At 72.1% G+C, this 21,629-nt stretch carries 23 protein-coding genes; 10 read left to right on the top strand and 13 right to left on the bottom strand.

Annotated features, from left to right (window positions below; translation table 11 throughout):
• Positions 1-113: 113 nt before the first annotated feature.
• On the top strand, positions 114-503 hold the full coding sequence (locus EXU32_RS01460; protein ID WP_130628295.1) for a DUF4878 domain-containing protein: 390 nt from the start codon (positions 114-116) through the stop codon (positions 501-503).
• 71 nt (positions 504-574) lie between these two features.
• Here EXU32_RS01460 and EXU32_RS01455 read toward each other — a convergent pair whose 3' ends face one another.
• From EXU32_RS01455 to EXU32_RS01435, 5 genes are all read right to left on the bottom strand, one after another.
• Positions 575-2,086 (bottom strand): DUF7059 domain-containing protein, encoded by a 1,512-nt coding sequence (locus tag EXU32_RS01455; protein ID WP_130628294.1) that lies wholly within the window; start codon positions 2,084-2,086, stop codon positions 575-577.
• 246 nt (positions 2,087-2,332) lie between these two features.
• On the bottom strand, positions 2,333-4,669 hold the full coding sequence (locus EXU32_RS01450; protein WP_130628293.1) for a sodium-translocating pyrophosphatase: 2,337 nt from the start codon (positions 4,667-4,669) through the stop codon (positions 2,333-2,335).
• Positions 4,670-4,767: 98 nt separating this feature from the next.
• Positions 4,768-5,547 carry a hypothetical protein gene (locus EXU32_RS01445; protein ID WP_130628292.1) on the bottom strand — a complete coding sequence of 260 codons (780 nt, stop codon included), beginning with the start codon at positions 5,545-5,547 and terminating at the stop codon, positions 4,768-4,770.
• Complete coding sequence (locus EXU32_RS01440; protein ID WP_165399534.1) at positions 5,544-6,512, bottom strand: 2-hydroxyacid dehydrogenase; 969 nt, start codon at positions 6,510-6,512, stop codon at positions 5,544-5,546. The genes EXU32_RS01445 and EXU32_RS01440 overlap by 4 nt, the downstream gene beginning before the upstream one ends.
• A gap of 68 nt (positions 6,513-6,580) precedes the next feature.
• The gene (locus tag EXU32_RS01435) at positions 6,581-6,934 is read right to left on the bottom strand and encodes an STAS domain-containing protein (protein ID WP_130628290.1); all 354 of its coding nucleotides are present in this window, start codon (positions 6,932-6,934) and stop codon (positions 6,581-6,583) included.
• A gap of 18 nt (positions 6,935-6,952) precedes the next feature.
• Here EXU32_RS01435 and EXU32_RS01430 point away from each other — a divergent pair, with 18 nt between their 5' ends.
• From EXU32_RS01430 to EXU32_RS01420, 3 genes are read left to right on the top strand one after another with little or no spacing between them, the layout of a single operon-like run.
• Positions 6,953-9,277, top strand: a complete 2,325-nt coding sequence (locus EXU32_RS01430; RefSeq protein WP_130628289.1) for a DEAD/DEAH box helicase — start codon at positions 6,953-6,955, stop codon at positions 9,275-9,277.
• Positions 9,278-9,295: 18 nt separating this feature from the next.
• Positions 9,296-9,823, top strand: coding sequence for a hypothetical protein (locus EXU32_RS01425; protein WP_130628288.1), 528 nt, complete (start codon positions 9,296-9,298; stop codon positions 9,821-9,823).
• Positions 9,824-9,835: 12 nt separating this feature from the next.
• Entirely contained in the window at positions 9,836-10,216 is a 381-nt protein-coding gene (locus tag EXU32_RS01420) for a DUF1304 domain-containing protein (RefSeq protein WP_130628287.1), read from the top strand.
• 47 nt (positions 10,217-10,263) lie between these two features.
• Here EXU32_RS01420 and EXU32_RS01415 read toward each other — a convergent pair whose 3' ends face one another.
• The 8 genes from EXU32_RS01415 to EXU32_RS01380 all read right to left on the bottom strand — a co-directional run bounded on the left by EXU32_RS01415 (position 10,264) and on the right by EXU32_RS01380 (position 15,539).
• A complete protein-coding gene (locus tag EXU32_RS01415; protein ID WP_130628286.1) occupies positions 10,264-10,656 on the bottom strand; it encodes an Rv3654c family TadE-like protein in 393 nt (130 codons plus the stop codon).
• The gene (locus EXU32_RS01410) at positions 10,643-10,975 is read right to left on the bottom strand and encodes a TadE family type IV pilus minor pilin (protein ID WP_130628285.1); all 333 of its coding nucleotides are present in this window, start codon (positions 10,973-10,975) and stop codon (positions 10,643-10,645) included. The genes EXU32_RS01415 and EXU32_RS01410 overlap by 14 nt, the downstream gene beginning before the upstream one ends.
• Before the next feature lie 19 nt (positions 10,976-10,994).
• Positions 10,995-11,186, bottom strand: coding sequence for a DUF4244 domain-containing protein (locus EXU32_RS01405; protein WP_130628284.1), 192 nt, complete (start codon positions 11,184-11,186; stop codon positions 10,995-10,997).
• Between the two features lie 230 nt (positions 11,187-11,416).
• On the bottom strand, positions 11,417-11,968 hold the full coding sequence (locus EXU32_RS01400; RefSeq protein WP_130628283.1) for a type II secretion system F family protein: 552 nt from the start codon (positions 11,966-11,968) through the stop codon (positions 11,417-11,419).
• Entirely contained in the window at positions 11,965-12,642 is a 678-nt protein-coding gene (locus EXU32_RS01395; RefSeq protein ID WP_130628282.1) for a type II secretion system F family protein, read from the bottom strand. The genes EXU32_RS01400 and EXU32_RS01395 overlap by 4 nt, the downstream gene beginning before the upstream one ends.
• Positions 12,639-13,676, bottom strand: coding sequence for a TadA family conjugal transfer-associated ATPase (locus tag EXU32_RS01390; protein ID WP_242612850.1), 1,038 nt, complete (start codon positions 13,674-13,676; stop codon positions 12,639-12,641). The genes EXU32_RS01395 and EXU32_RS01390 overlap by 4 nt, the downstream gene beginning before the upstream one ends.
• Positions 13,673-14,389, bottom strand: a complete 717-nt coding sequence (locus tag EXU32_RS01385; RefSeq protein WP_130628281.1) for a hypothetical protein — start codon at positions 14,387-14,389, stop codon at positions 13,673-13,675. Before EXU32_RS01385 ends, EXU32_RS01390 begins: the two co-directional genes overlap by 4 nt.
• A gap of 295 nt (positions 14,390-14,684) precedes the next feature.
• Positions 14,685-15,539: a Fic family protein gene (locus EXU32_RS01380; RefSeq protein WP_130628280.1), complete on the bottom strand. Its 855-nt coding sequence runs from the start codon at positions 15,537-15,539 to the stop codon at positions 14,685-14,687.
• Between the two features lie 32 nt (positions 15,540-15,571).
• On the opposite strand from EXU32_RS01380, the gene EXU32_RS01375 reads away from it, so the two are divergent.
• The 6 genes from EXU32_RS01375 (at position 15,572) to EXU32_RS01350 (ending at position 21,604) form a co-directional block, all read left to right on the top strand.
• Positions 15,572-16,771 (top strand): histidine kinase, encoded by a 1,200-nt coding sequence (locus EXU32_RS01375; protein WP_207233857.1) that lies wholly within the window; start codon positions 15,572-15,574, stop codon positions 16,769-16,771.
• Positions 16,772-16,781: 10 nt separating this feature from the next.
• Positions 16,782-17,546, top strand: coding sequence for a LytR/AlgR family response regulator transcription factor (locus tag EXU32_RS01370; protein ID WP_130628279.1), 765 nt, complete (start codon positions 16,782-16,784; stop codon positions 17,544-17,546).
• Positions 17,543-17,914 carry a hypothetical protein gene (locus EXU32_RS01365; RefSeq protein WP_130628278.1) on the top strand — a complete coding sequence of 124 codons (372 nt, stop codon included), beginning with the start codon at positions 17,543-17,545 and terminating at the stop codon, positions 17,912-17,914. Before EXU32_RS01370 ends, EXU32_RS01365 begins: the two co-directional genes overlap by 4 nt.
• Entirely contained in the window at positions 17,911-19,434 is a 1,524-nt protein-coding gene (locus EXU32_RS01360; RefSeq protein WP_130628277.1) for a cation acetate symporter, read from the top strand. Before EXU32_RS01365 ends, EXU32_RS01360 begins: the two co-directional genes overlap by 4 nt.
• 209 nt (positions 19,435-19,643) lie before the next feature.
• A complete protein-coding gene (locus tag EXU32_RS01355) occupies positions 19,644-19,985 on the top strand; it encodes a DUF485 domain-containing protein (protein WP_130628276.1) in 342 nt (113 codons plus the stop codon).
• A 2-nt stretch (positions 19,986-19,987) separates the two neighbouring features.
• Positions 19,988-21,604 carry a solute symporter family protein gene (locus EXU32_RS01350; RefSeq protein ID WP_130628275.1) on the top strand — a complete coding sequence of 539 codons (1,617 nt, stop codon included), beginning with the start codon at positions 19,988-19,990 and terminating at the stop codon, positions 21,602-21,604.
• The last annotated feature ends 25 nt before the right edge of the window (positions 21,605-21,629 follow it).

Genomic DNA, 21,629 nt, shown 5'->3' with positions numbered 1-21,629 from the left:
GCGACACGGGCGTGGGTAGTCCTCCCCATCGCTGACCGGCCCCGTGGTCGTTAGGGTCGTCCCCAGGACACCGTCCGACGCCACGTCGGGCACCGACAGGGAGGACCACCCACATGAAGAAGCTCGCCACCATCGTCGCTGCCAGCGCACTGACCCTCGGCCTCGCCGGCTGCGGCGGCGGCAACGACGCCGAGAAGACCGTCGAGTCCTTCGGTCAGGCGCTCAAGGACAAGGACTTCAAGACCGTCTGCGACACGATCGACCCCGAGCTGGTCAAGACCATCGAGGCGGGCTCGCCCGACGGCCAGTCCTGCGCCGACGCGATGAAGGCCAGCGAGGACGAGCTGACCGGCGACATCGGCGAGGACGACGAGATCAACATCGTCAAGTCCGAGATCGCCGAGGACGAGAAGACCGCCACGGTCACCGTCAAGAACAAGGACGACAAGGAGCAGGACATCAAGCTGAAGAAGGTCGACGACGACTGGAAGATCACCTTCTGATGACCTGACCGGCTCGAGCACCTCGAGCCAGCTGACCAAGGGCGGCCGGACTCCGGCCGCCCTTCGTCATGTCATCCCGGCAGCAGCAGACCGTCCGCCGCCAACCGCCGCACGAGAGCGGCTCCGGCCCCGAGCGACTCCCCGGTCGGCAGGTCGAGCAGCGCCGAGATGGCGATGAGCGACTGGCGTGCGGTGAGCTCGCCGTCGCTCACCGACACGAGGGCGGCGTCGAGGGTGTCGAGCCTGATCGAGCGGGCGAGCCCGCCGCCCTGCCGCAGCACGATGACATTGGGGTCGCTCGCACCCGGGGCCGCGTGGGTCTCGGTCGTCACGTCCGCTGCGCAGGTCCAGGCGGTGTCCAGGACCTGGTCGTCGTCCATGCCGGCGAGCCGGTCGCGCGCCGCGAGCCCGGCCACGATGGTCGGCCCCATCGGGGAGGCCACCGGTCCGGTGAGCTCGACGAGGTCGACGAAGGGCGCCCGCTGGGTCGTCGGTCGGTGCAGCGTGATGATGCCGAAGCCGATCTGCTCGACCCCACGCGCGGCGAAGTCGTCGAGCCAGGCGCCGACGAGCGCCTCGTACTCGCTGGTCCCGGGCAGGTGGCCGCCGTCGCGGGACCACAGCTCGGCGTACTCCGCCGGGTCCTGCACGTCGCGCTGCACCACCCAGGCGTCGAGCCCGCTGGCCGCGACCCACTCCCCCAACCTCTCGCGCCAGTCCTGCCCCGCCGCGGTCTCCCAGTTGCCGAGGAGCTGGGCGACCCCGCCCGGCGCGAGGTGGGCGCCCACGCCCTTGGTCAGCGCCTCGACGACCGCGTCGCCGGCGGCGCCGCCGTCGCGGTACTCGTAGAGCGGCACCCCTGCGGACCGGGGCGTGATGACGAAGGGGGGATTGCTCACGACGAGGTCGAAGGCCTCTCCGGCGACCGGCTCGAGGAAGGATCCCTCGCGCAGGTCCCAGTCGGCCTGGTTGAGTGCGGCGTTGAAGGCGGCGTACCCCAGGGCCCGACGCGACAGGTCGGTGGCGACGACCGCGTCGGCGTGCCCGGAGAGGTGCAGGGCCTGGACCCCGCAGCCGGTGCCGACGTCGAGCGCCCGGGCGACCCGGGTGCGGGGGGTCCACGAGGCGAGGGTCGAGGACGCCCCGCCGATGCCGAGGACGTGGTCGACGGGCAACGGCCCGGTCCGGGTGTGGTCGGTCGGGTCGGACGCCACCCACCAGGAGCGTCCCTCGTCGTCCCCGTAGGGCCGCAGGTCGCAGGTCGCGACGACGTGCGCGCCGTGGGGCTCGACGATGCCGAGCGTCACCGCACCGGTGACCCCCGTGCGGGGCAGCGCCCTGGCGAGGTCGTCCGCGGCCGTGGGCAGCCCGAGCCCGAAGCACCCGACGAGCACCCCGAGCGCGTCCCGCGCGCCGGCGACCGCGCGTCGGGCCGGCAGCGTCTGCTCACGGCCCAGTGCGTTGGCGGCGAGGTCGCCGAGCCTGGCCCGGACCTCGTCGACGCCGAAGGGGGCGTCGGCGAGGTCCTGCCGGAGCGAGTCGAGCAGGGCCGGGTCGGTGCGCGGGGTCGCCGTGGAGGTCACGACGCCGAGCCTAGTGCGGGGTGCACCTCCCGGGCCCTCCCCCCTTCGTCACCCGCCCACCGCATCTCCTTGAGGTCGTGCGCTCCCGGCTGCGCATCTCCTTAAGGTCGTGCGCTCCCGGCTGCGCATCTCCTTAAGGTCGTGCGCTCCCGGCTGCGCATCTCCTTAAGGTCGTGCGCTCCCGGCTGCGCATCTCCTTAAGGTCGTGCCCTCCCGGCCGCGCATCTCCTTGAGGTCGTGCGGATCTCAGGCCCGGTCTACCGCCGGCTCCGCCTCGGTGCTGCTCATCGCCACGTCGTCGCGCTTGGTGATGACGAGGGCCACGACGATGATCAGCAGTGCCACGAGCGCGATCCCCCAGCGGACGATCTGGTCGGTGCTGTCCCCGAGGTAAAGGGTGATGATGGCCGGCGCGATGAGGACCGCGACGAGGTTCATCACCTTGATGAGCGGGTTGATCGCCGGGCCGGCCGTGTCCTTGAAGGGATCGCCGACCGTGTCGCCGATGATCGCGGCCTCGTGACCGGGTGAGCCCTTGCCACCGTGGTTGCCGTCCTCGACGATCTTCTTCGCGTTGTCCCAGGCGCCACCGGAGTTGGCGAGGAAGACGGCCATGAGCGCACCGCAGGCGATGGCACCGGCGAGGAAGCCGGCCAGCGCCCCGATGCCGAGCCCGAAGCCGACGATGATCGGCGTCAGCGCAGCGAGCAGGCCCGGGGTCGCGAGCTTGCTCAGCGAGTCCCGGGTGCAGATGTCGACGACGCGGGCGTACTCGGGCTTCTCGGTCCCCGCCATGATCCCGGGGTGCTCGCGGAACTGTCGCCGCACCTCGTGCACGATGGACCCCGCCGCCACGGTGACGGCGTTGATGGCGAGGCCGGAGAAGAGGAAGACGACCGCGCCTCCGATGAGCACGCCCACGAGGACGCTCGGCGAGACGATCTGGGTGTTGACCATGAGCTCGAGGTCGGCGATGCGCTCGGGGCTGACGCTCCCCTGCGCGACCCCGGACAGTGCCGAGCGCCACGCATCCGTGTAGCTGCCGAAGAGCGCGGTGGCGGCGAGCACCGCGGTGGCGATGGCGATGCCCTTGGTGATGGCCTTGGTCGTGTTGCCGACCGCGTCGAGCTCGGTGAGGATCTGCGCGGCCTCCTCGTCGACGTCACCGGACATCTCGGCGATGCCCTGCGCGTTGTCCGAGACGGGGCCGAAGGTGTCCATGGCGACGATGACGCCGACCGTGGTCAGCAACCCGCACCCGGCGAGCGCGATGAAGAACAGTCCCAGGACCACGGACGAGCCACCGAGGAGGAAGGCGAGGTAGATGACGACCGCGATCGTCACGACCTTGTAGACGGCCGACTCGAGGCCGAGGCTGATGCCGGAGAGGATCACCGTGGCGGCACCGGTCTCGGTGGTGCGGGCCACGTCCATCGTCGGCCGCTTGTCGGTGCCGGTGTAGTAGCCGGTCATCCGCAGGATGACCGCCGCCAGGACGATGCCCAGGACCACTGCGAGGAGGGCTGCGCGGCGCGGGTCGCCCACGAGCTGGGAGACCGTCTCGTCGGTGGAGCCGAGGTCGGCGTAGGCGCCCGGCAGGTAGAGGTAGGCAGCGGCAGCGCAGAGCACGGCGGAGATGACCGCCGAGATGTAGAAGCCCCGGTTGATGGCGTCGAGGGCGGACTCGCCTGCCCTGGCCCGGGTGATGAAGATCCCGATCATCGCGGTCACCGCACCGATGGCGGGGATGAGGAGTGGGAAGACGAGCCCGTAGGCGCCGAAGGCCGCGGAGCCGAGGATGAGGGCGGCGACGAGCATGACGGCGTAGGACTCGAAGAGGTCTGCGGCCATCCCCGCGCAGTCACCGACGTTGTCGCCCACGTTGTCGGCGATGGTCGCGGCATTGCGGGGGTCGTCCTCGGGGATCCCGGCCTCGACCTTGCCCACGAGGTCGGCGCCGACGTCGGCGGCCTTGGTGAAGATGCCACCCCCGACGCGCATGAACATCGCGAGCAGCGCTGCGCCGAAGCCGAATCCCTCGAGGACCTTGGGCGCGTCACCCCGGTAGACGAGGACGACGACGGCGGCGCCGAGCAGCCCGAGACCGACGGTGAACATGCCGACGGTCCCTCCGGTGCGGAAGGCGATGCGCATCCCGTCGTCGCGTCCCGTCGATCGGGCCGCCTGGGCCACCCGGACATTGGCCTTCACGGCGAGGGACATGCCGAGGTAGCCGATCGCCGCGGAGAAGGCCGCGCCCAGGATGAAGAACCCGGAGCGACCCCAACGCACGGCCTGCGAGTCGGCCGGGAGGAAGAGGAGCAGGACGAAGACGAGTGCGACGAAGACGACCAAGGTGCGGAACTGCCGCCGCAGGTAGGCGTGCGCGCCCTCCTCGACCGCTCCGGCGATCTCCTGCATGCGCTCGGTGCCGGCTTCGGCGGCGAGAACCTGCCCCCGCAGGACCACCCCCAGCACGAGGGCGACCAGGCCGATGACGGCCACGCCGCCGACCAGGCCCAAGTTGGTGCCGCCGAGCTCGATCGCCGAAGCGCTGACCACGGTCGAATACGTGCCTGCCATGCCATCCTCCTTGATGGACGCGGGTCACGGCCGGACCGTCGTCGTGGCGGCACGACCGTTGCCTCACACTACTGCTCAGTCGCCCGCGTGGGGAGGACTCAGCGCACGGACTCCTCCGCGGGCGCCCCCGAGCCACCCGTCGCCCCGGCCGCATCCTCCGACGGGGTCGGGTTCGCGCTGCCAGCCGGGTTCGCAGTGGCGGCCCTCCCTTCCCGCGGGGCCGGGTCCGCGATGCCGGCCGGGGTGACGTGCTCGGTCACCAGCGACATCAGGCGCAGGGTGACCGCCCCGAGGTAGGACAACCCCGCCCACAGCTCGATGCACTCCTCGAGGGACTGCTGCACCCGCTCGGCCCCGACCGACCAGCTGCCCGGGTCGATCGAGTCGGTGCCGACCGCGACCAACGACAAGGCGACCCCGATGCCGAAGAGGGTCCGGGCCCATCGGTCGACCCGGATCGTGCGCAGCACCAGTGGCAGCAGGAGCAACCCGCAGGCCGCGACGAGCACGAGCAGGAAGTCCCCGGGAGCGATCCAGGTCAGCAGCGGCAGCCGCACCCCACGAGGTGCCAGGACCCCGTCGCGGACGCGCTCGTGCACGGCGAAGCGCTCGTCGAAGGCGAGCGCGGCGAATCCCACGGCCAGCAGGGCGAAGCCGCTCCTCGGTGTCACGTCCGCCGTGCGGCTCACGAACCACGCGAGCAGGCTGACCGCCCCGGCGAGCACGAGGGCGACCGACTGGAACCAGGTCATCGGGACCTGCTCCTGGGCGATCCACACCCACCAGCGGGGGTACTGCGCGACGAAGAGCAGGGCGGGCACGACCAGCCCGGTGACGGTGAGTGCGGCGACCACGGCGCCGCGGGCCCGAGTCGTCATGCCGCTCGCTCCTCGGCGACCTCGGTCAGGCAGTCGAGGATCGCCTGACCGAACTGCGTGGCCCCCCGCTCGAGGGCCTCGTCGCGCCACCACGCACTGTGCCCTGTCTGCAGGGCCCGCCCCTCCATCAGGAGATCGGCATGGCCCCCGGGGTCGAGCACGACCTCGTCGACGCCGTAGCCCCTCAGCCGTCGTGACCGCAGGGCGGCGACGACGGCCCCGGTGTCGACGAGGACCGGACGACCGACGTTGACGAGGAAGGCCCCCTCCCGCAGCAGCCCCACCCGGCGCGCGTCGACGATCGTCGAGTGCGCGCGGTCCGTCGATGCGCACACGGCGACGACGTCGGACCGCGTGAGCAGCTGGTCCGTCGAGGTCATCTCGAGTCCGGCTGCCCCGGCGACCGTGCACGCATCCGCGTCGATGTCGCTGCCGATGACCTGCATGCCGATCCCGTGGGAGATCCGGGCGAGGTGGGTGCCGATGCGCCCCACGCCGATGATCCCGAGCGTCCGGCCGCCCAGCTCGATGCCGCGCAGCGAGGTGTCCGTCGGGACCAGGCCGCGCGACCGGTCGTTGGCCAGGTGCGCGCGGGTCGCCAGCGTGAGCACGAGACCCAGGGCGTGCTCGGCCACGGCAGTCGTGGCATACGCGGGAAGTGTCACTAGGTCCACCCCGTGACGAGCGAGCAGCTCGTCGTCGACGTGCTCGTGGCCGGTGGCCAGGAGCACGACCCGACGCAGGTCGGGCAGGCGCCGCAGCACTTCGTCGTCGAGCGCGGGCAGGGTGACATTGGTCGTCGCGAGCACGGTGGCCCGGCTCAGCAGTCGAGCAGTCTCCTGCGGCCCCGGCGCGTGCTGCCGCACGACGAAGTCGATGGCGGCCCTCTCGCGGACCTGCCTGACCAGCTCCGCGGGCAGCGACCGCTCCCCGGCCCGGCTGATCACCACGACGTTGTCTTCCATTCCGACCATCCCCTGTCGTCGACCTGTTGTTGTCAGGTCCAGACGCGCATGGGGCCGGTTGGGTTGCGTCAGGCGCTGACGGCTCCTGCCGCCCGGACGGCGCCCTCGAGATCGGGGTGGATGTCGATGAGTCGATCGAGCCCGGTGATGGTGAAGACGCGCAGCACCCGCTCGTGGGAGACGACGACGGTGAGGGTCCCGCCGTGGCGGGTCAGCTTCTTGAGCCGACCGACGACGATGCCCAGACCGGTGGAGTCCATGAAGGTCACTCCACCGAGGTCGAGGGTCAGGCGGCGGCGTCCATCGGCGATGAGCGCCTCGAGGGCATCGCGCAGCACGGCGGCGGAGGTCACATCGATCTCACCACTGACGTGGACGATGTTGACCTCTCCGGCTTCGCTGGTCGTGACGGAGATCGGCATCCGCCTACCGTAGATCACATGTCCCACCACCGTCCGCAGGCTCCCGAGCTGCTCGCCGCCCTGTCGGCGGGTCGCGAGGACCGCGTGCGCCACGTGGAGCACATCGCGGCACGTCCCGCGGAGCACGCCGAGCTCCCCGACTGGGTCGCGCCGCCGCTGCGCCAGTCGCTGGCCGGGGCGGGGATCGACCGGCTGTGGTCGCACCAGGCGCAGGCCGCGCAGGCCGCGCGCGAGGGGCAGCACGTCGTGCTCTCCACGGGGACGGCCTCGGGCAAGTCGCTCGGCTACCTCCTCCCTTCGCTCACCGCGGTGCTCGACGGGAGGTCGAGCGCCAACGGGCGCGGCGCCACCGCCCTCTATCTCTCGCCGACCAAGGCGCTGGCGGCCGACCAGCTGGCGCGCATCCAGTCGTGGGCCGTGCCCGGGATCCGCGCGGCGACCTACGACGGGGACACGCCCACCGATGAGCGGCGTTGGATCCGCGACCACGCCGACGTGATCCTCACCAACCCCGATCTCGTCCACCACTCCCTGCTGCCCGGGCACGAGCACTGGGCGCACGTCCTGCGGCGGCTGCGCTATGTCGTCATCGACGAGTGCCACGTCTACCGGGGCGTCTTCGGGTCGCACGTCGCCCTCCTCCTGCGCCGGCTGCGGCGGGTGGCGCGCCGCTACGGGGCGGACCCGGTCTTCGTCCTCGCGTCGGCGACGGTCGGCGACCCCGGCGGGCACGCCTCGCGCCTCATCGGCGACGACGTGCTCGCGGTGACCCACGACGGGTCCCCGCGTGGCGCGCTCACCTTCGCCCTGTGGCAGCCCCCCGAGGACGACGAAGGGAGCCGCCGCTCCCCCACGACCGAGGCCGCCGAGCTGATGGCGCAGCTCGTGGGACGGGATGTGCAGACGCTCGCCTTCGCCCGCTCCCGCGCGGGCGTCGAGGCGCTCGCCTCCTCCGCGTCGCGTCAGGTGAGCATCGTGGACGAAGGGAGGATCGCGGCCTATCGCGGCGGCTACCTCCCGGAGGAACGGCGCGTCATCGAGCGGCGCCTGCGTGATCGCGACCTGCTCGGGCTCGCGGCCACCAACGCCCTCGAGCTCGGCATCGACATCGCCGGTCTCGACGTCGTGCTCATGGCGGGGTGGCCGGGTCGCCTGGCCTCGGTCTGGCAGCAGGCCGGGCGGGCCGGTCGTGACGGGCAGGACGCTCTCGCAGTGCTGCTCGCGGCCGACGACCCGCTCGACACGTGGGTGGTCGAGCACCCGGAGACGATCTTCGACGCTCCGGTGGAGACCAGCGTGCTCGACCCGCGCAACATCCACGTCCTCGTCCCGCACGTGGCCTGCGCCGCGGCGGAGATCCCGGTGACGATGGACGACACCCGGTGGTTCGGCGACGGCCTCGCGGGGGTCCTCGAGGTCCTGGTGGAGCGCGGGATCCTGCGGGCCCGGCCGGGCGGATGGTTCTGGACCCGTCCCGACCGACCGGGTGAGCACGTCTCCCTCCGCGGCATCGGTGACGTGGTGAGCATCGTCGAAGGGAGGTCCGGTCGCGTCCTCGGGACGATCGACGAGGGCTCGGCGCACGCCCAGGTCCACACCGGGGCGGTCCACGTGCACCAGGGCCGCACCTTCGTCGTCACCGACCTCGACCTGGAGCAGGCGACGGCGACCGTGACGCAGGGCGACCCCGGCTGGTCGACGCACGCCCAGTCGGTCTCCTCCTTCGACATCGTCGCGGAGGAGTCGGGCATCGACCACGGCCCCGTGCGGGTCAGCTTCGGTCGGGTCGACGTCCGGCGGCAGGTGACCGGCTTCCTCCGGCGTCTGCCCAGCGGCGAGGTCATCGGTCGGCACGAGCTCGACCTGCCCGAGCAGACCCTGTCGACCCGGGCCGTGTGGTGGACGATGACGCCCGAGTCGCTGACTGCCGCCGGTGTGGCCGAGGCCGACGTGCCGGGCGCCACCCACGCGGCCGAGCATGCTGCCATCGGCATGCTGCCGCTGCTCGCCACCTGCGACCGCTGGGACATCGGCGGGGTCTCGACGGCCCAGCACCCGCAGACGGGCCTGCCGACGATCATGGTCTACGACGGGCATCCCGGTGGTGCCGGATTCGCGGCGCGTGCCCACGAGCAGATCGGCACATGGCTGGCGATGACCCGTGAGACGATCGCCTCGTGCCGGTGCGCGCAGAGCGGCTGCCCGGCCTGTGTCGTCTCGCCCAAGTGCGGCAACGGCAACGAGCCCCTCGACGCGCCCAGCGCCGTTGCGCTGCTTGACCTGCTGCTGGACTCCCTCGGTCATACAGTGAGTGCAGAAGCTCCGCCGGCGACCGCCGGCTGACGTACCGGAAGGACTGACATGGTCATCCTCGGCCTCATCCTCGTGCTCGTCGCCCTGGCCCTCGGGGCAGCGCTGCTCATGGGCACCTCGGCGCCGGAGGTGTCCGGACAGGACGTCGACATCCGGCTCTTCGACACCGTCACGATCAACCTCAACCCCCTCACCCTGGTCATCGTCGGCATGCTGACGATGCTCCTGCTGTGGCTGGGACTCGTGCTGATCAAGTGGGCCCTGACCCGCAAGGCGCGGGCCCGCCGCCTGCGCAAGGAGCAGGCGGCCGAGGCCCGCGAGCGCCAGGCCCGGCTCGATGCCGAGCACCAGGAGGAGATCGCTCGCCGTGAGCGCGACCTGGAGGACCAGCGCACCTCGACCCAGATCGCCCGTGAGCGAGCCGAGGCCGCCGAGCGCCACGACCCGACCCTCGCCGAGCAGCGGACCCAGCGCATCGACACCAGCGCTGGCGGCGCCACCCGACCCGTGCGTCGCGAGGGTGTCGCCGACGACGCCACCCGCCCGATCCGCCGTGAGGGCGACACCCGTCTCTGACGGGTCAAGACCATGGTCATCGCGGGGCTCGTCTTCGCCGGTCTCGCCGCCCTGCTGCACGTCTTCATCTTCTACCTGGAGTCGATGGCCTGGACGACCCGAGCGCGGGCCGTCTTCGGCACCACCGCGCAGGAGGCCGAGGCGACGCGGGAGATGGCCTTCAACCAGGGCTTCTACAACCTCTTCCTCGCCATCACGGTGGGACTCGGCATCGTCCTCCACGCGGCAGGACAGCACGCCGTCGCCGCCACGCTGGTGCTCACCGGCGCCGGCTCGATGGTGGCCGCCAGCCTCGTCCTGCTCCTGTCGAGCCCTGACAAGGCAGGCGCTGCGATCAAGCAGGGCGCGCTCCCCGCGGTCGGGGTTGCCCTGCTGGTCGTCGGTCTGCTCTGACCCGGCCGCGCCCTCCCCGGTGAGGCACGCGCCGGACGCGGCCCGGCTCATCGTGGTGTCTCCGCCAGCGGCGCCGGCCCGGCTCGCGCCGTCCCCTCCGCGTGATCCGGCCCGAGCCCCCCGAGACGAAGGGGGATCGCCGCGGACGTCGTCACCGTCACCTCTCCCCCGCCACCGATGCGGCAGGTGATGACCTGGACATCATGACGAGCAGCGATGCGCGTCGCCTCGGCACAGGCCGCCCCTGCATCGGGTGACTGCTGGTACTCGATCGCTCCAGCGAGGGCGGCCAGGTCGGAGACCGAGCGCGCCACGTGCGCTGCTCGCACCGCACTGAGGACCGCCAGGGCGGCCAGCGTGACGGTCAGCAGGACCGCGATCAGCCCCACCGCCAGCACGGTCGACGACCCGCGCTCGCTCGCGATGTCACGACAGATCATCAGTCGACTCCACCCGAGCCGTGGACGAGCACGAGGTCTCCTGCACGGCGAAGGCCAAGGCCGGCGGCGGCGGGTTCGTCACGGTGACCGTCACGTCCCCACCACTGCGACTGACCGTGACTCGGGCCCCCTCCGGCGCGGCCCGCTGCGCATCGGCCAGCGCGCGTCCTGACGGCTCACCACGCGCCAGCTCGCGCACCGTCACCCGGGCCGCATCGACGCACTGCACGCGCTCAACACCCCAGGACAGGGCAGAGAGGCAGATGACCAGGACGAGGACGACTGCGGGGAGGGTGAGGGCCAGCTCGGCCGTCACCATCCCCGCCTCGTCGCCGGCCCTAGCGGATGCCGAGCGCCTCGAGGATGACACCCGACAGTCCCGTCTCGACCGTTCCCGACTTCACGACTGCCAGGAGCACGATCGCGAAGGTGCAGGCCGCCAGGGTGCCGACTGCGTACTCCGCGGTCGTCATCCCTGCGTCGCACGCCAACCGAGCCCGGTGGCCACACCGGACGATGGACCTCTTCATGGGAAGCTCCTCCCCTTGGGCGGCACCCGATGTGCCGCGGTGAGACCCACCCTTCGCTCCCCGACGCCCTCCGGTGGGTCAGCACCCGCACCTGTGCACGAGCGGGTCTCATGCCACGACTGCTGTGGACAACCACCCCTCGGGCAAGCGGCGGCCTCACCCTCCCGGCCAGGTCCCATCACCGCCGAGGGCGCAGGCCCCACCTCGGGTGTGACGTCCACCGGACGAGCTCACCCCAGCTGCGTCCCCACGAGGACCGCGACGACAGGGACGACAGCCGTGGCGATGAAGGCAGGCAGGAAGCACAGCCCCAGCGGGAGCACGAGCATCACCGCGGCCCGACCCCCCGCCTCCTCCAGACGACGAGCCTCCGCGTCGCGCAGGCTCGCTGCGGCGTCGAGCAGCACCGACGCCGACGGCGCACCCACAGCATCCGCGACGACGAAGGCCGTGGCCGTCGGTCCCCACACCCTGCGGGCGTAGGACCATGCCTGGCTCATGGAGCGGCCCCAGCGCAGAGCGGCCGCCACCCGCCGCAGGTCCTCCCCTGCGCCCGCCGCCGAGACGCCGGCGACCTCCTCCAACGCCTGGACCATGCCGCGGCCGGACTGCAACGCCAGGGCCAGCAGCACGCTCGCGTCAGCCACCTCGTCGACGGTGAGGGCAGACACCGGCGGGTCGCCCTGCGCCTCCACCTCACGGCGCAGCCACCGCACGCGGGAGTCGTGTCCGGGCCACAAGGCCACCGCCGCGACCACGAGGGTGACGAGCAGCAGACTCACCGGTGCACCGTGGGCGCGACCGCCCTGGCCAGCACCCAACGACAGATGCCCCACCCGATCGCGGTGAGCACCAGACCGAGCACGGCGCAGGCCATCGTCACCGCGCTGTGCCCGTACACCTCCCACGGGGTGAGGCCGAAGGCGAAGCCGGCGAGCAGCCCCACCAGGGGCAGCAGCGTGAGCATCCGCATCGTCGCCCTCGCGCCCGCGGTGGAGGCCTCCAGCCGTCGCCGGGCCTGCACCCTGGCCCGCAGGACCTGGGCGCTCGTCGCCATCGACGGCGCCAGGGCCACGCCGAGGCCCTCGCTGAGCGCCCAGGCGCCTGCGACCGCGCCGAGCTCGGGATGCTCCTGCACGTGCCTGCGCCACACCTGCCCGGCGACGCCACCCGACGACAGCTCCTCGTGCACCTCCTCGAGGACCGGCTGCCACGGTCGTGGCGCCTCGGCAGCGACCACGCTGACCGCGGCGACCGGCGTGGCTCCCGAGCGCAGGGCCATCGCGAGCAGGTCAGCCACCCCGGCGAGCGACTCGAGGTCCTGCAACCGGCCGCCCTCCGTGCGGCGCCACGGCCGCCAGGCCGGCGTGCCCTGACCCCCCAGCCCGACCCCGGCCCACCGCCCCGGCCACACCAGCGCGGCCGCCAGGACCAGACCCACGACCCAGGGCGTCACGATCGCGCCCCCGGCAGCGGGCCGATCGAGTCGATCACCCGTCGACCACCCGCCCGACGCAGGTGCACGACCACTTCCAGGGCGCTGGCCACCTGCGCCCGCACCGCCTCCGGGCTCATCCCCGCCAGCGCCCCCAGGGCCTCGAGCCGGCTGGGCACGTCGGCGGCACGGTTGGCGTGCAGGGTGCCGCAGCCTCCTTCGTGTCCCGTGTTGAGCGCGAGGAGCAGGTCCCTGACCTCGGCGCCCCGCACCTCACCGACCACCAACCGGTCCGGTCGCATGCGCAGGGCCTGGCGGACGAGCTGGACCATGGTCACCTCGCCTGCCCCCTCCGTGTTGGCCGATCGAGCCTGCAGCCGCACGACGTGCGGGTGACCGACCTGGATCTCGCCGACGTCCTCGACCACGACGAGCCGCTCGTCCGCCGGAACCTCGGCGAGCAGTGCCGCCAGGAGGGTCGTCTTGCCCGTCCCGGTGCCACCGGTCACCACATAGGCCTGCCGATCGCGCACGACCTCCCGCAGCTGGTCCGCCTGCCGAGGTGTCGCCATCTGCAGGTCCACCAGGGCGGACAGCCCACCAGCCCGGTGGCGGGGTACGCGCAGGCTGATGTGCGCCCCGCCGGCGACGAGGGGCGGCAGGACCGCGTGCAGCCTGATGCCCCTCGGCAGCAGCCCGTCCACCCACGGCTGGGCGTCGTCGAGCCGACGACCGGCGAGCGCGGACAGGCGGGTCGCCAGCCGACGCACCGCGCCCTCGTCACCCACCTCGACATCGGCGCGGGTGACCCCGCGACCTCGGTCGACCCACACGGTCCCGTCGCCGTTGACGAGCACGTCGGTGACCCGCTCGTCGCCGACGAAGGACTCCAGGACGCCCAGGCCCATCAGGTCGGCCCTCAGCTCGCCCGACCTGCGCACTGCGCCGGAGCCCCCCAGCCGCACCTCCTCCGAGCGGGCCACCTCCTCGATGACCTGCTCGTCGGGAGCGCGCCCGGCCTGCACGTGCGCGTCGATTGCGCTCGACCACCTCACGAGGCCAGTCCCAGCACGTGCTCGGCCAGGGGGCCGGTCGCCGACGGCAGTGCCGCGGCGAGGGCGCGGGCCACCTCTCCGACGGACCCCCTGGGGCGGGGCGAGCGCCCGTGCGCCTCGTCACGCAGCACCCCGGGATCATCGGCGAGATGGTCGAGGAGTGGGATGCCGAGGTGCTCCGCAGCCCGGTCGCAGACCCGCTGCGCCCGTCGCGGGCCACGGGTGACCAGCAGCGCGGACTCCCGTCGCTCCCCCAGCGTCGAGGCCCAGGCCTCCCCGTCGCGCAACCAGCGCGGCCGCAGGCCGACGAGGACCACCACGACGTCGGCGAGCTCGGCCCACACCGGCGGGACCCGGCCCGAGCACGGCAGGTCCACGACCACCGGCCCGAGGTCCGCGAGCCCGGCGACGACATCGCGCACGACGGCCGGCGTCGGGCGCGGGCCCCGGGCCGCGAGCGTGGGGACCGCTGCCCGGGGAAGCGCGCCCCGCAGACGCGCTGCATCGACCGTGCCCTCGTGCGCCGAGAGATCTCCCCACCGCAGTCCGTCGACGTGCTCCGCCGCGATCGTCGCGTCCAGGCCGCCGGCGCCGAAGGCCGCGTCGACGAGGGTCGGCGAGGAGTCCCGGGCGAGCACGGTGGCGGTGACGGCCGCGAGGGTGGAGACGCCCAACCCACCCGAGGCTGCGGTGATGACGACGACTGGGTGCATGACCGCGACCCTGCCGCGCCGCCCCACCCTGCGGCCGGCTCGCCGCACGACTGGGGACAACCCCCTTCGTCAGGCAGAGCCTGTGGACGAGTCCCCGCCGACCCAGATGTCGTGGCAAAAAAGGGGACGGCCCCGGCGGGGGAGCGCCGGGGCCGTCAACGCGCGGACTCCGGGGGGGAGGGAGCCGTGCGTTGGTTGCTCGACCCGAAGGGAGCAACTGAGAAGAACTGTAATCGTGATTTCTGTGAGCGCAATTCGACGCGCCTTCAGGTTTTTCCCAGTTCTGGCCCAGCCTCTAGCCCAGCCGCCCGGCGCGCACCGACTCGGCCACCCGCCAGCCCTCCTCCGCACCCGCCACGAGCGAGTCGCCGCAGTGCTTGAGCCACAGCGACACCCCCGGAGCACCGCCGTGGACGTAGCCGTTGAGCGAGCCGAGGTAGGCCGGTCCCCCTTCGTGCCCGTGGCCGGCCTCCGGCACCGCGACACCGGTCGGGTCCAGCCCCGTGGCAGCGATGAGAGCGCGCTCGACGGCGCGGGCGACGAGGCCGTTGCCGACGACGAAGGGACGCACTGTCGCGATCTCGGCGTGGACGATCGACGCGACCACGAGTGCCGGGGCCTCGCTGGCCGAGCGCATCAGCTCGATGATCCCGTCGAGGCGTCGCCGCAGCTCTTCCCCCGTCGGCGCGGGACCGAGGTCGGCGAACTCGTCGCACCCCTCCCCCTCGACCCGCGGCCGGCCGAGCTGGTCGCGGTCGTCCACGAGCTGGGCCGCAGCGGCCGTGTGCAGGCGCGCCAGCGCCTGACCCGGGGAGTGCGTCACGAGGTCGCGCAGGTGCTCGGTCTCGGCGGTGGCGGCGATCGCTCCGTGGATCACGCGCTCTGCCGGGTCCGGCTCGGCGCTGCGCCCCCGGGCGCCCATCATGATCTCGCGCACGATCGACGCGGTCGAGCGGGCGCCGTCGAGCTCCGCGCTCGCCCAGGCGCCACGCACCCGCGACTCGGCCGAGGCCTCGGGGATGCGACGTCGCAGCGCCTCGTGCCAGCGCAGCTGCGTACACACCTCACGGGCATGGTCGGAGGCCGCCGCCACCTCGGGCAGGGCGGCGAGCTGGGTCAGGGCGGCAACGAGAGGGCTGGTGTCAGGCACCGTGCCAGCCTAGGCCGCACTAGGGTTCCGCCATGACTGCCGGCCTGCACCTCCCCACTGTGGTGGTGGTCACGGGCGCCTTCCTCGCGCTCTGGCTGGTCGTCACCCTCGTGCGGTGGCGCCGGGCACGTCCCGGCTTCATCTCGGTCACCGACCAGGCGACCTACGAGACCCTGCACACCGCCTCCGAGGCCGCCCGGCACCTGGCCGACGGGTTCACCGACGACGGGTGCGAGCGCGCGGCCCCCTACCTCAAGGCGATGCTCGCGACCCCCGGCCTGGCGGTCTGCGATGCCTCCAGCGTCATCGTCTGGGAGGGCGAAGGGAGGCACCACCTGCCCGCAGTCATGGACCAGGCAGCGCAGGTCCTCGCCTCGGGTCAGCCCGTGGTCCTCGGCCCGGACGTCGTGACCTGCACCAGCACCGACTGCTCGATCCGGGCCGCGGTCATCGCACCGGTGGTCGTGGACGACCGGGTCATCGGGGCCATCGCCGGGTACGGCCCGGCCGTGTCGGCCGGCCTGGCCCGGGCCGCGGAGGAGGTCGCGTCCTGGGTGGCCACCCAGGTCGAGCTCGCCGATCTCGGCTACGAGCGGACACGCGCGATGGAGGCCGAGCTGCGAGCCCTGAGGGCCCAGATCTCCCCGCACTTCATCTACAACTCGCTCGCCGCGATCGCCTCCTTCGTGCGCACCGACCCGGCCCGGGCCCGCGAGCTGCTGCTCGAGTTCGCGGACTTCACCCGCTATGCGCTGCGTCGCGGTGGGGCCTTCACGACCGTCAGCGAGGAGCTGCGCAATGTCGAGCGCTACCTCGTGCTGGAGCAGGCCCGATTCGGCGACCGGCTGGCCATCACGCTCAAGATCGCCCCGGAGGTGCTGCCGGTCCGGGTGCCCTATCTCGCCATCCAGCCCCTCGTGGAGAACGCCGTGCGCCACGGACTCGCGCCCAAGGAGGGGCCGGGTCACGTCACGTTGAGCGCGACCGACCACGGCAGCGAGGCGGAGATCAGCGTCGACGACGACGGTGTCGGGGCCAGCCCCGACGCCATCCGCAAGATCCTCGACGGCCAGTCACGCTCCGACTCCGTGGGGCTGGGCAATGTCGACGCCCGGCTGCGGCAGGTCTACGGCGAAGAGTTCGGTCTGGTCGTCGACACCGCGCCCGGCGCCGGGATGAGGGTCTCCTTCCGAGTACCCAAGTACTCCCCGGCGCTCGAGGAACCGGCCTAGTCTGGTGGCCATGCCGCGTCCGCCACAGCCCGCAGCGCTCACCGTGCTCGTCGTCGACGACGAGGCGCCAGCACGCAACGAGGTCGCCTGGCTGCTCGACCAGGACGATCGGGTCGGGCGGGTGCTCACCGCGTCCAGCGGCACGGCCGCCCTGGCTGCGCTCGAGCGCGAGAGCATCGACGTGGTCTTCAGCGACATCTCGATGCCCGGCCTCGACGGCATGCAGCTGGCCCGGGTGATCCGGCGCTTCACCGAGCGGCCGCAGGTCGTCTTCGTCACCGCGCACGACACCCACGCGGTCGACGCCTTCGACCTCGACGCCGTCGACTACATCATGAAGCCGGTCCGCCCCGAGCGGATCGGCGAGGCCGTCCGCCGGTGCCTGGCCGCTGGCGATCGGGACGCACCTGCCTCCGCCACCCCCGAGGACGACGAGACGATCCCGGTCGAGCTGGGCGGCGTCACGCGGTTCATCCCCCGCAGCGACATCCGCTGGGTCCAGGCCCAGGGCGACTACGCCCGCCTGCACACCCCGACGGGCTCGCACCTCGTCCGCATCCCGCTGGCGACCCTCGAGGAGCAGTGGGCCGACGCGGGCTTCGTCCGCATCCACCGCTCGACGCTCGTCTCGACCCGGCACATCAGCGAGATCCACAACGACGGCGGTCGCTGCACCGTGATCGTCGACGACATCGAGCTGCAGGTGAGCCGTCGGCACACCCGGCACCTGCGCGGCACCCTGCTGCGGCCTCGCACGACCACCGACGACGGATGAGCACCCCACCGGTCCGCGTGCGCGTGACCCGCACGCGTCGCCCCAGCCGTCACACCCGCCCGCGCACCGTCCGGGACGAGATCGCCGGCAACTCACAGCTCGGCACCGCCTATGTCAGCTCACTCGTGCGGGCGCAGCTGCAGCTGTCACTGGGCACGCTGGCCTTCGGCGCGGTGACCCTCGGCGCACTCCCCCTCCTCTTCGCGCTGGTCCCAGCGACCCGGCGACTGAGCATCCTCGACCTCCCCGTGCCGTGGATCGTCCTGGGCGCCCTCGTCTACCCCGGGGTCGTCCTCACCGCGTGGTGGTACACCCGCTCCAGCGAGCGGATCGAGGCCGAGTTCGGCGACCTCGTGGGCCGCCGGTGAGCGAGCCGCTCAGCGTCCTGGCGATCGCCCTCGTCTGCCTCACCACGCTCACCCTCGGCGCCCTCGGCCTGCGGCTGGCTAAGGGGACGAGTGACTTCTACGTCGCGGGTCGGGCCGTCTCGCCGTGGCGCAACGCCAGCGCCATCAGCGGCGAGTACCTCTCGGCCGCAAGCTATCTGGGCGTGGCCGGCCTGGTCTACGACCGGGGCGTCGACATGCTCTGGATGCCGATCGGCTACACCGTCGGCTACCTCGTGCTGCTCATCCTCATCGCCGCTCCCCTGCGGCGCTCCGGCGCCTACACCCTCCCCGACTTCGCGGAGTCACGACTGGAGTCGCGCACCCTGCGGCGGGGCTGCGCCCTGCTCGTGGTCGGGATCGGCTGGCTCTACCTGCTGCCCCAGATGCAAGGCGCCGGGCTCGCCCTTCGCCACGTCAGCGGTCTGCCCACCTGGGTCGGGGCCACCGTCCTGACCGTGATCGTCGTCCTCAACGTCGCCGCCGGCGGCATGCGCTCGGTGACCCTCGTCCAGTCCGTGCAGTACTGGATCAAGCTCACGGCGATCGCCGTCCCCGCCTTCGTCCTGCTCCTGGTCTGGCAGCGCGACGGGGGGCCGATACCGCAGGCGGCCACCTCGTGGTGGGAGCCGCTCACGAGCGACGAGCCCACGAGCCGCACGCTCTTCACGACCTACAGCACCCTCGCGGCCCTGTGCCTGGGGACGATGGGCCTGCCCCACATCGCCGTGCGCTTCTACACCAACCCCGACGGCGTCGCCGCCCGTCGCACGACCGTGTCGGTGCTGGCCCTGCTGAGCATCTTCTACGTCTTCCCGCCGATCTACGGCTACCTCGGGCGGGCCTACCTCGACCACGGCGACGTCGGGGGCGACGCCAGCCGCACCGTCGTCCTCGCCCTCCCGGGAGCCGTGCTCCCCGGGCTCGACGGCCAGCTGCTCACAGCGCTCGTCGCCGGCGGCGCCTTCGCCGCGTTCCTGGCCACGGCCTCCGGTGTGGCGATGTCGGTCGCCGGCGCCATCGACCAGGACGTGATGCGGCCGCTCACCGCTCGGCTGTCCCGGGGGGACGTCCCGCCCGCCTCCTCCTTCCGCCTCGCTGCTCTCGTCGGGGTGCTGGCCCCCTTCGTCGCCGCCATCACCGCCGAGCCCGTCGGCATCTCCTCCGCCGTCGGTCACGCCTTCGCCATCGCGGCCGCCACCTTTGCGCCGCTGCTCATCCTCGGCGTCTGGTGGACCCGGCTGACGGCGAAGGGAGCCGCCGCCGGGGTGACGGTGGGCGGGCTGACCACGGTCATCGCCGCGATCGTGTCCGTGATGGGCCTCGCCCCGGCCGGCTGGCCGGGAGCACTGGTGGCGGCGCCGACCGCCTGGGCGACGCCCCTCGCCTTCGTCGTGACGATCGTCGTCTCGCTGCTCACGCCGGCCTCCCGGCCACGGCGCTGGGCCCGCACGATGACGAGACTGCACACCCCCGAGGACGTGCTGGTCGAGGGCAGCTGACCGCAACGCCGGAGCGCGACCACCGCTCGACGCCGACCGCTCGTCCCGCACAACCTGCCGTTCGTCGCGTCCGGGCCGCCCGCACGGCGACGGCAGCACCCGCCGGCCGCCTGCCCCGCGGCGGTCCCGGACGTGGGTGCGTGATCCGGGCCACTCTGTAGCTCGTTCGGTCAACGCTGTCCGGACCCACTCACAACCGGAGGTGAGCCATGAGCAACGACGCTCAACCGCTCGGCGAGCGCTACATCGCCGTCCAGGAGTCCGAGGAGTTCGGCGACCTGCGCCGCACCTTCCGCGGCTTCGTCTTCCCCGTCACCGCGTTCTTCCTTGCGTGGTACTTCCTCTACGTGCTGCTGTCGATGTTCGCCCACGACTTCATGAGCACCAAGGTCTTCGGCAACATCAACATCGGGGTCATCCTCGGGCTGGGTCAGTTCGTCACGACCTTCGCCATCACCATCATCTACGTCCGCTGGGCCAGCCGGGTCCTCGACCCCAAGGCCGAGGCGGTCTTCGACCAGGTCGGGGCCATCGTCCCCGAGGAGGACTGATCATGAGCTCTCTCGTCGCCCTCGCCGCAGAGGCCAAGACCGGGTCCCCCGCTCTCAACATCACCATCTTCGTCGTCTTCGTCGTCGTGACGCTGGCGATCGTCATCAAGGTCGCCTCCGGCACCAAGACCGCCAGCCAGATGTACACCGGCGGCGCGTCCTTCTCCGGCCGGCAAAATGGACTGGCCATCGCCGGCGACTACCTCTCCGCCGCGAGCTTCCTCGGTATCGCGGGCGCCATCGCCCTGCAGGGCTATGACGGCTTCCTCTACTCGATCGGGTTCCTCGTCGCCTGGCTCGTCGCGCTGCTCCTCGTCGCGGAGCTCTTCCGCAACACGGGCCGCTTCACGCTCGCCGACGTGCTCACCTACCGCCTCAAGCAGCGCCCGATGCGCATCGCGACGGCCAGCTCGGTCCTCGCGGTCTCCTTCTTCTACCTGCTGGCGCAGATGGCCGGCGCCGGTGGCCTGGTCTCCCTGCTGCTCGGCGTCGACGGCTCCATGGCGCAGAACCTCGTCATCGCGGTGGTCGGCATCGTCATGGTCGCCTACGTGATGATCGGCGGGATGAAGGGCACGACCTGGGTCCAGATGATCAAGGCCGTCATGCTGATCTTCGCCGTCGCGATCATGACCTTCTGGGTCCTGGGCAAGTTCGGCATGAACCTCTCCGGCGTCATGCAGGCCGCCGTCGACAAGAACCCCGAGGCCGGGGAGAAGCTCCTCGAGCCGGGCCTGAAGTACGGCAAGTCCCTGACGACCAAGATCGACTTCATCTCGCTGTCGCTCGCCCTCGTCCTCGGTACGGCCGGACTGCCCCACGTGCTGCAGCGCTTCTACACCGTCCCCACGAGCCAGCAGGCCCGCAAGTCGGTCGAGTGGGCCATCTGGCTCATCGGTGGCTTCTACCTCCTGACGCTCGTCATCGGCTACGGCGCCGGCGCCCTCGTCGGCCCGGACGTCATCGCCAACGCGCCCGGCAAGGCCAATGCCGCTGCCCCGCTGCTCGCCTTCGAGCTCGGTGGTTCTTGGCTGCTCGGCATCGTCTCCGGCATCGCCTTCGCGACGATCCTCGCGGTGGTCGCCGGACTGACGATCACGGCCAGCGCCAGCGTCGCGCACGACCTGTACAACCAGGTCTTCAAGAACGGCACGGCCACCCAGGAGCAGGAGGTCAAGGTCTCGCGGTACGCGGCCCTGGGCACCGGCATCGTGGCGATCCTCGGCGGCATGCTCGCCAAGGACCAGAACATCGCCTTCCTCGTGGCCCTGGCCTTCGCCGTCGCGGCGAGCGCCAACCTGCCGACCATCCTCTACAGCCTCTTCTGGAAGCGCTTCAACACCCGCGGCGCGCTGTGGTCGATGTACGGCGGTCTCGCCTCGGCGCTCGTCCTCATCGCCTTCTCGCCGGTCGTCTCCGGATCCGAGACCGCGATGATCCCGGGCGCGGACTTCGCCGTCTTCCCGCTGGCCAACCCCGGCCTGATCTCCATCCCGCTCGGCTTCATCCTCGGCTGGGTCGGATCGATCACGAGCAAGGAGTTCAACCGCGCAAAGTACGCCGAGATGGAGGTGCGCAGCCTCACCGGTCACGGTGTGGCCGAGGTGATCGACCACTGATCGTCCGCACGACAGGGCGAAGGGA

Source organism: Janibacter limosus (assembly GCF_004295485.1).
Taxonomy (GTDB): Bacteria; Actinomycetota; Actinomycetes; order Actinomycetales; family Dermatophilaceae; genus Janibacter; species Janibacter limosus_A.
The sequence above is the reverse complement of the archived record's forward strand: the minus strand, read 5'-3'. Positions and strand labels throughout refer to the sequence as shown.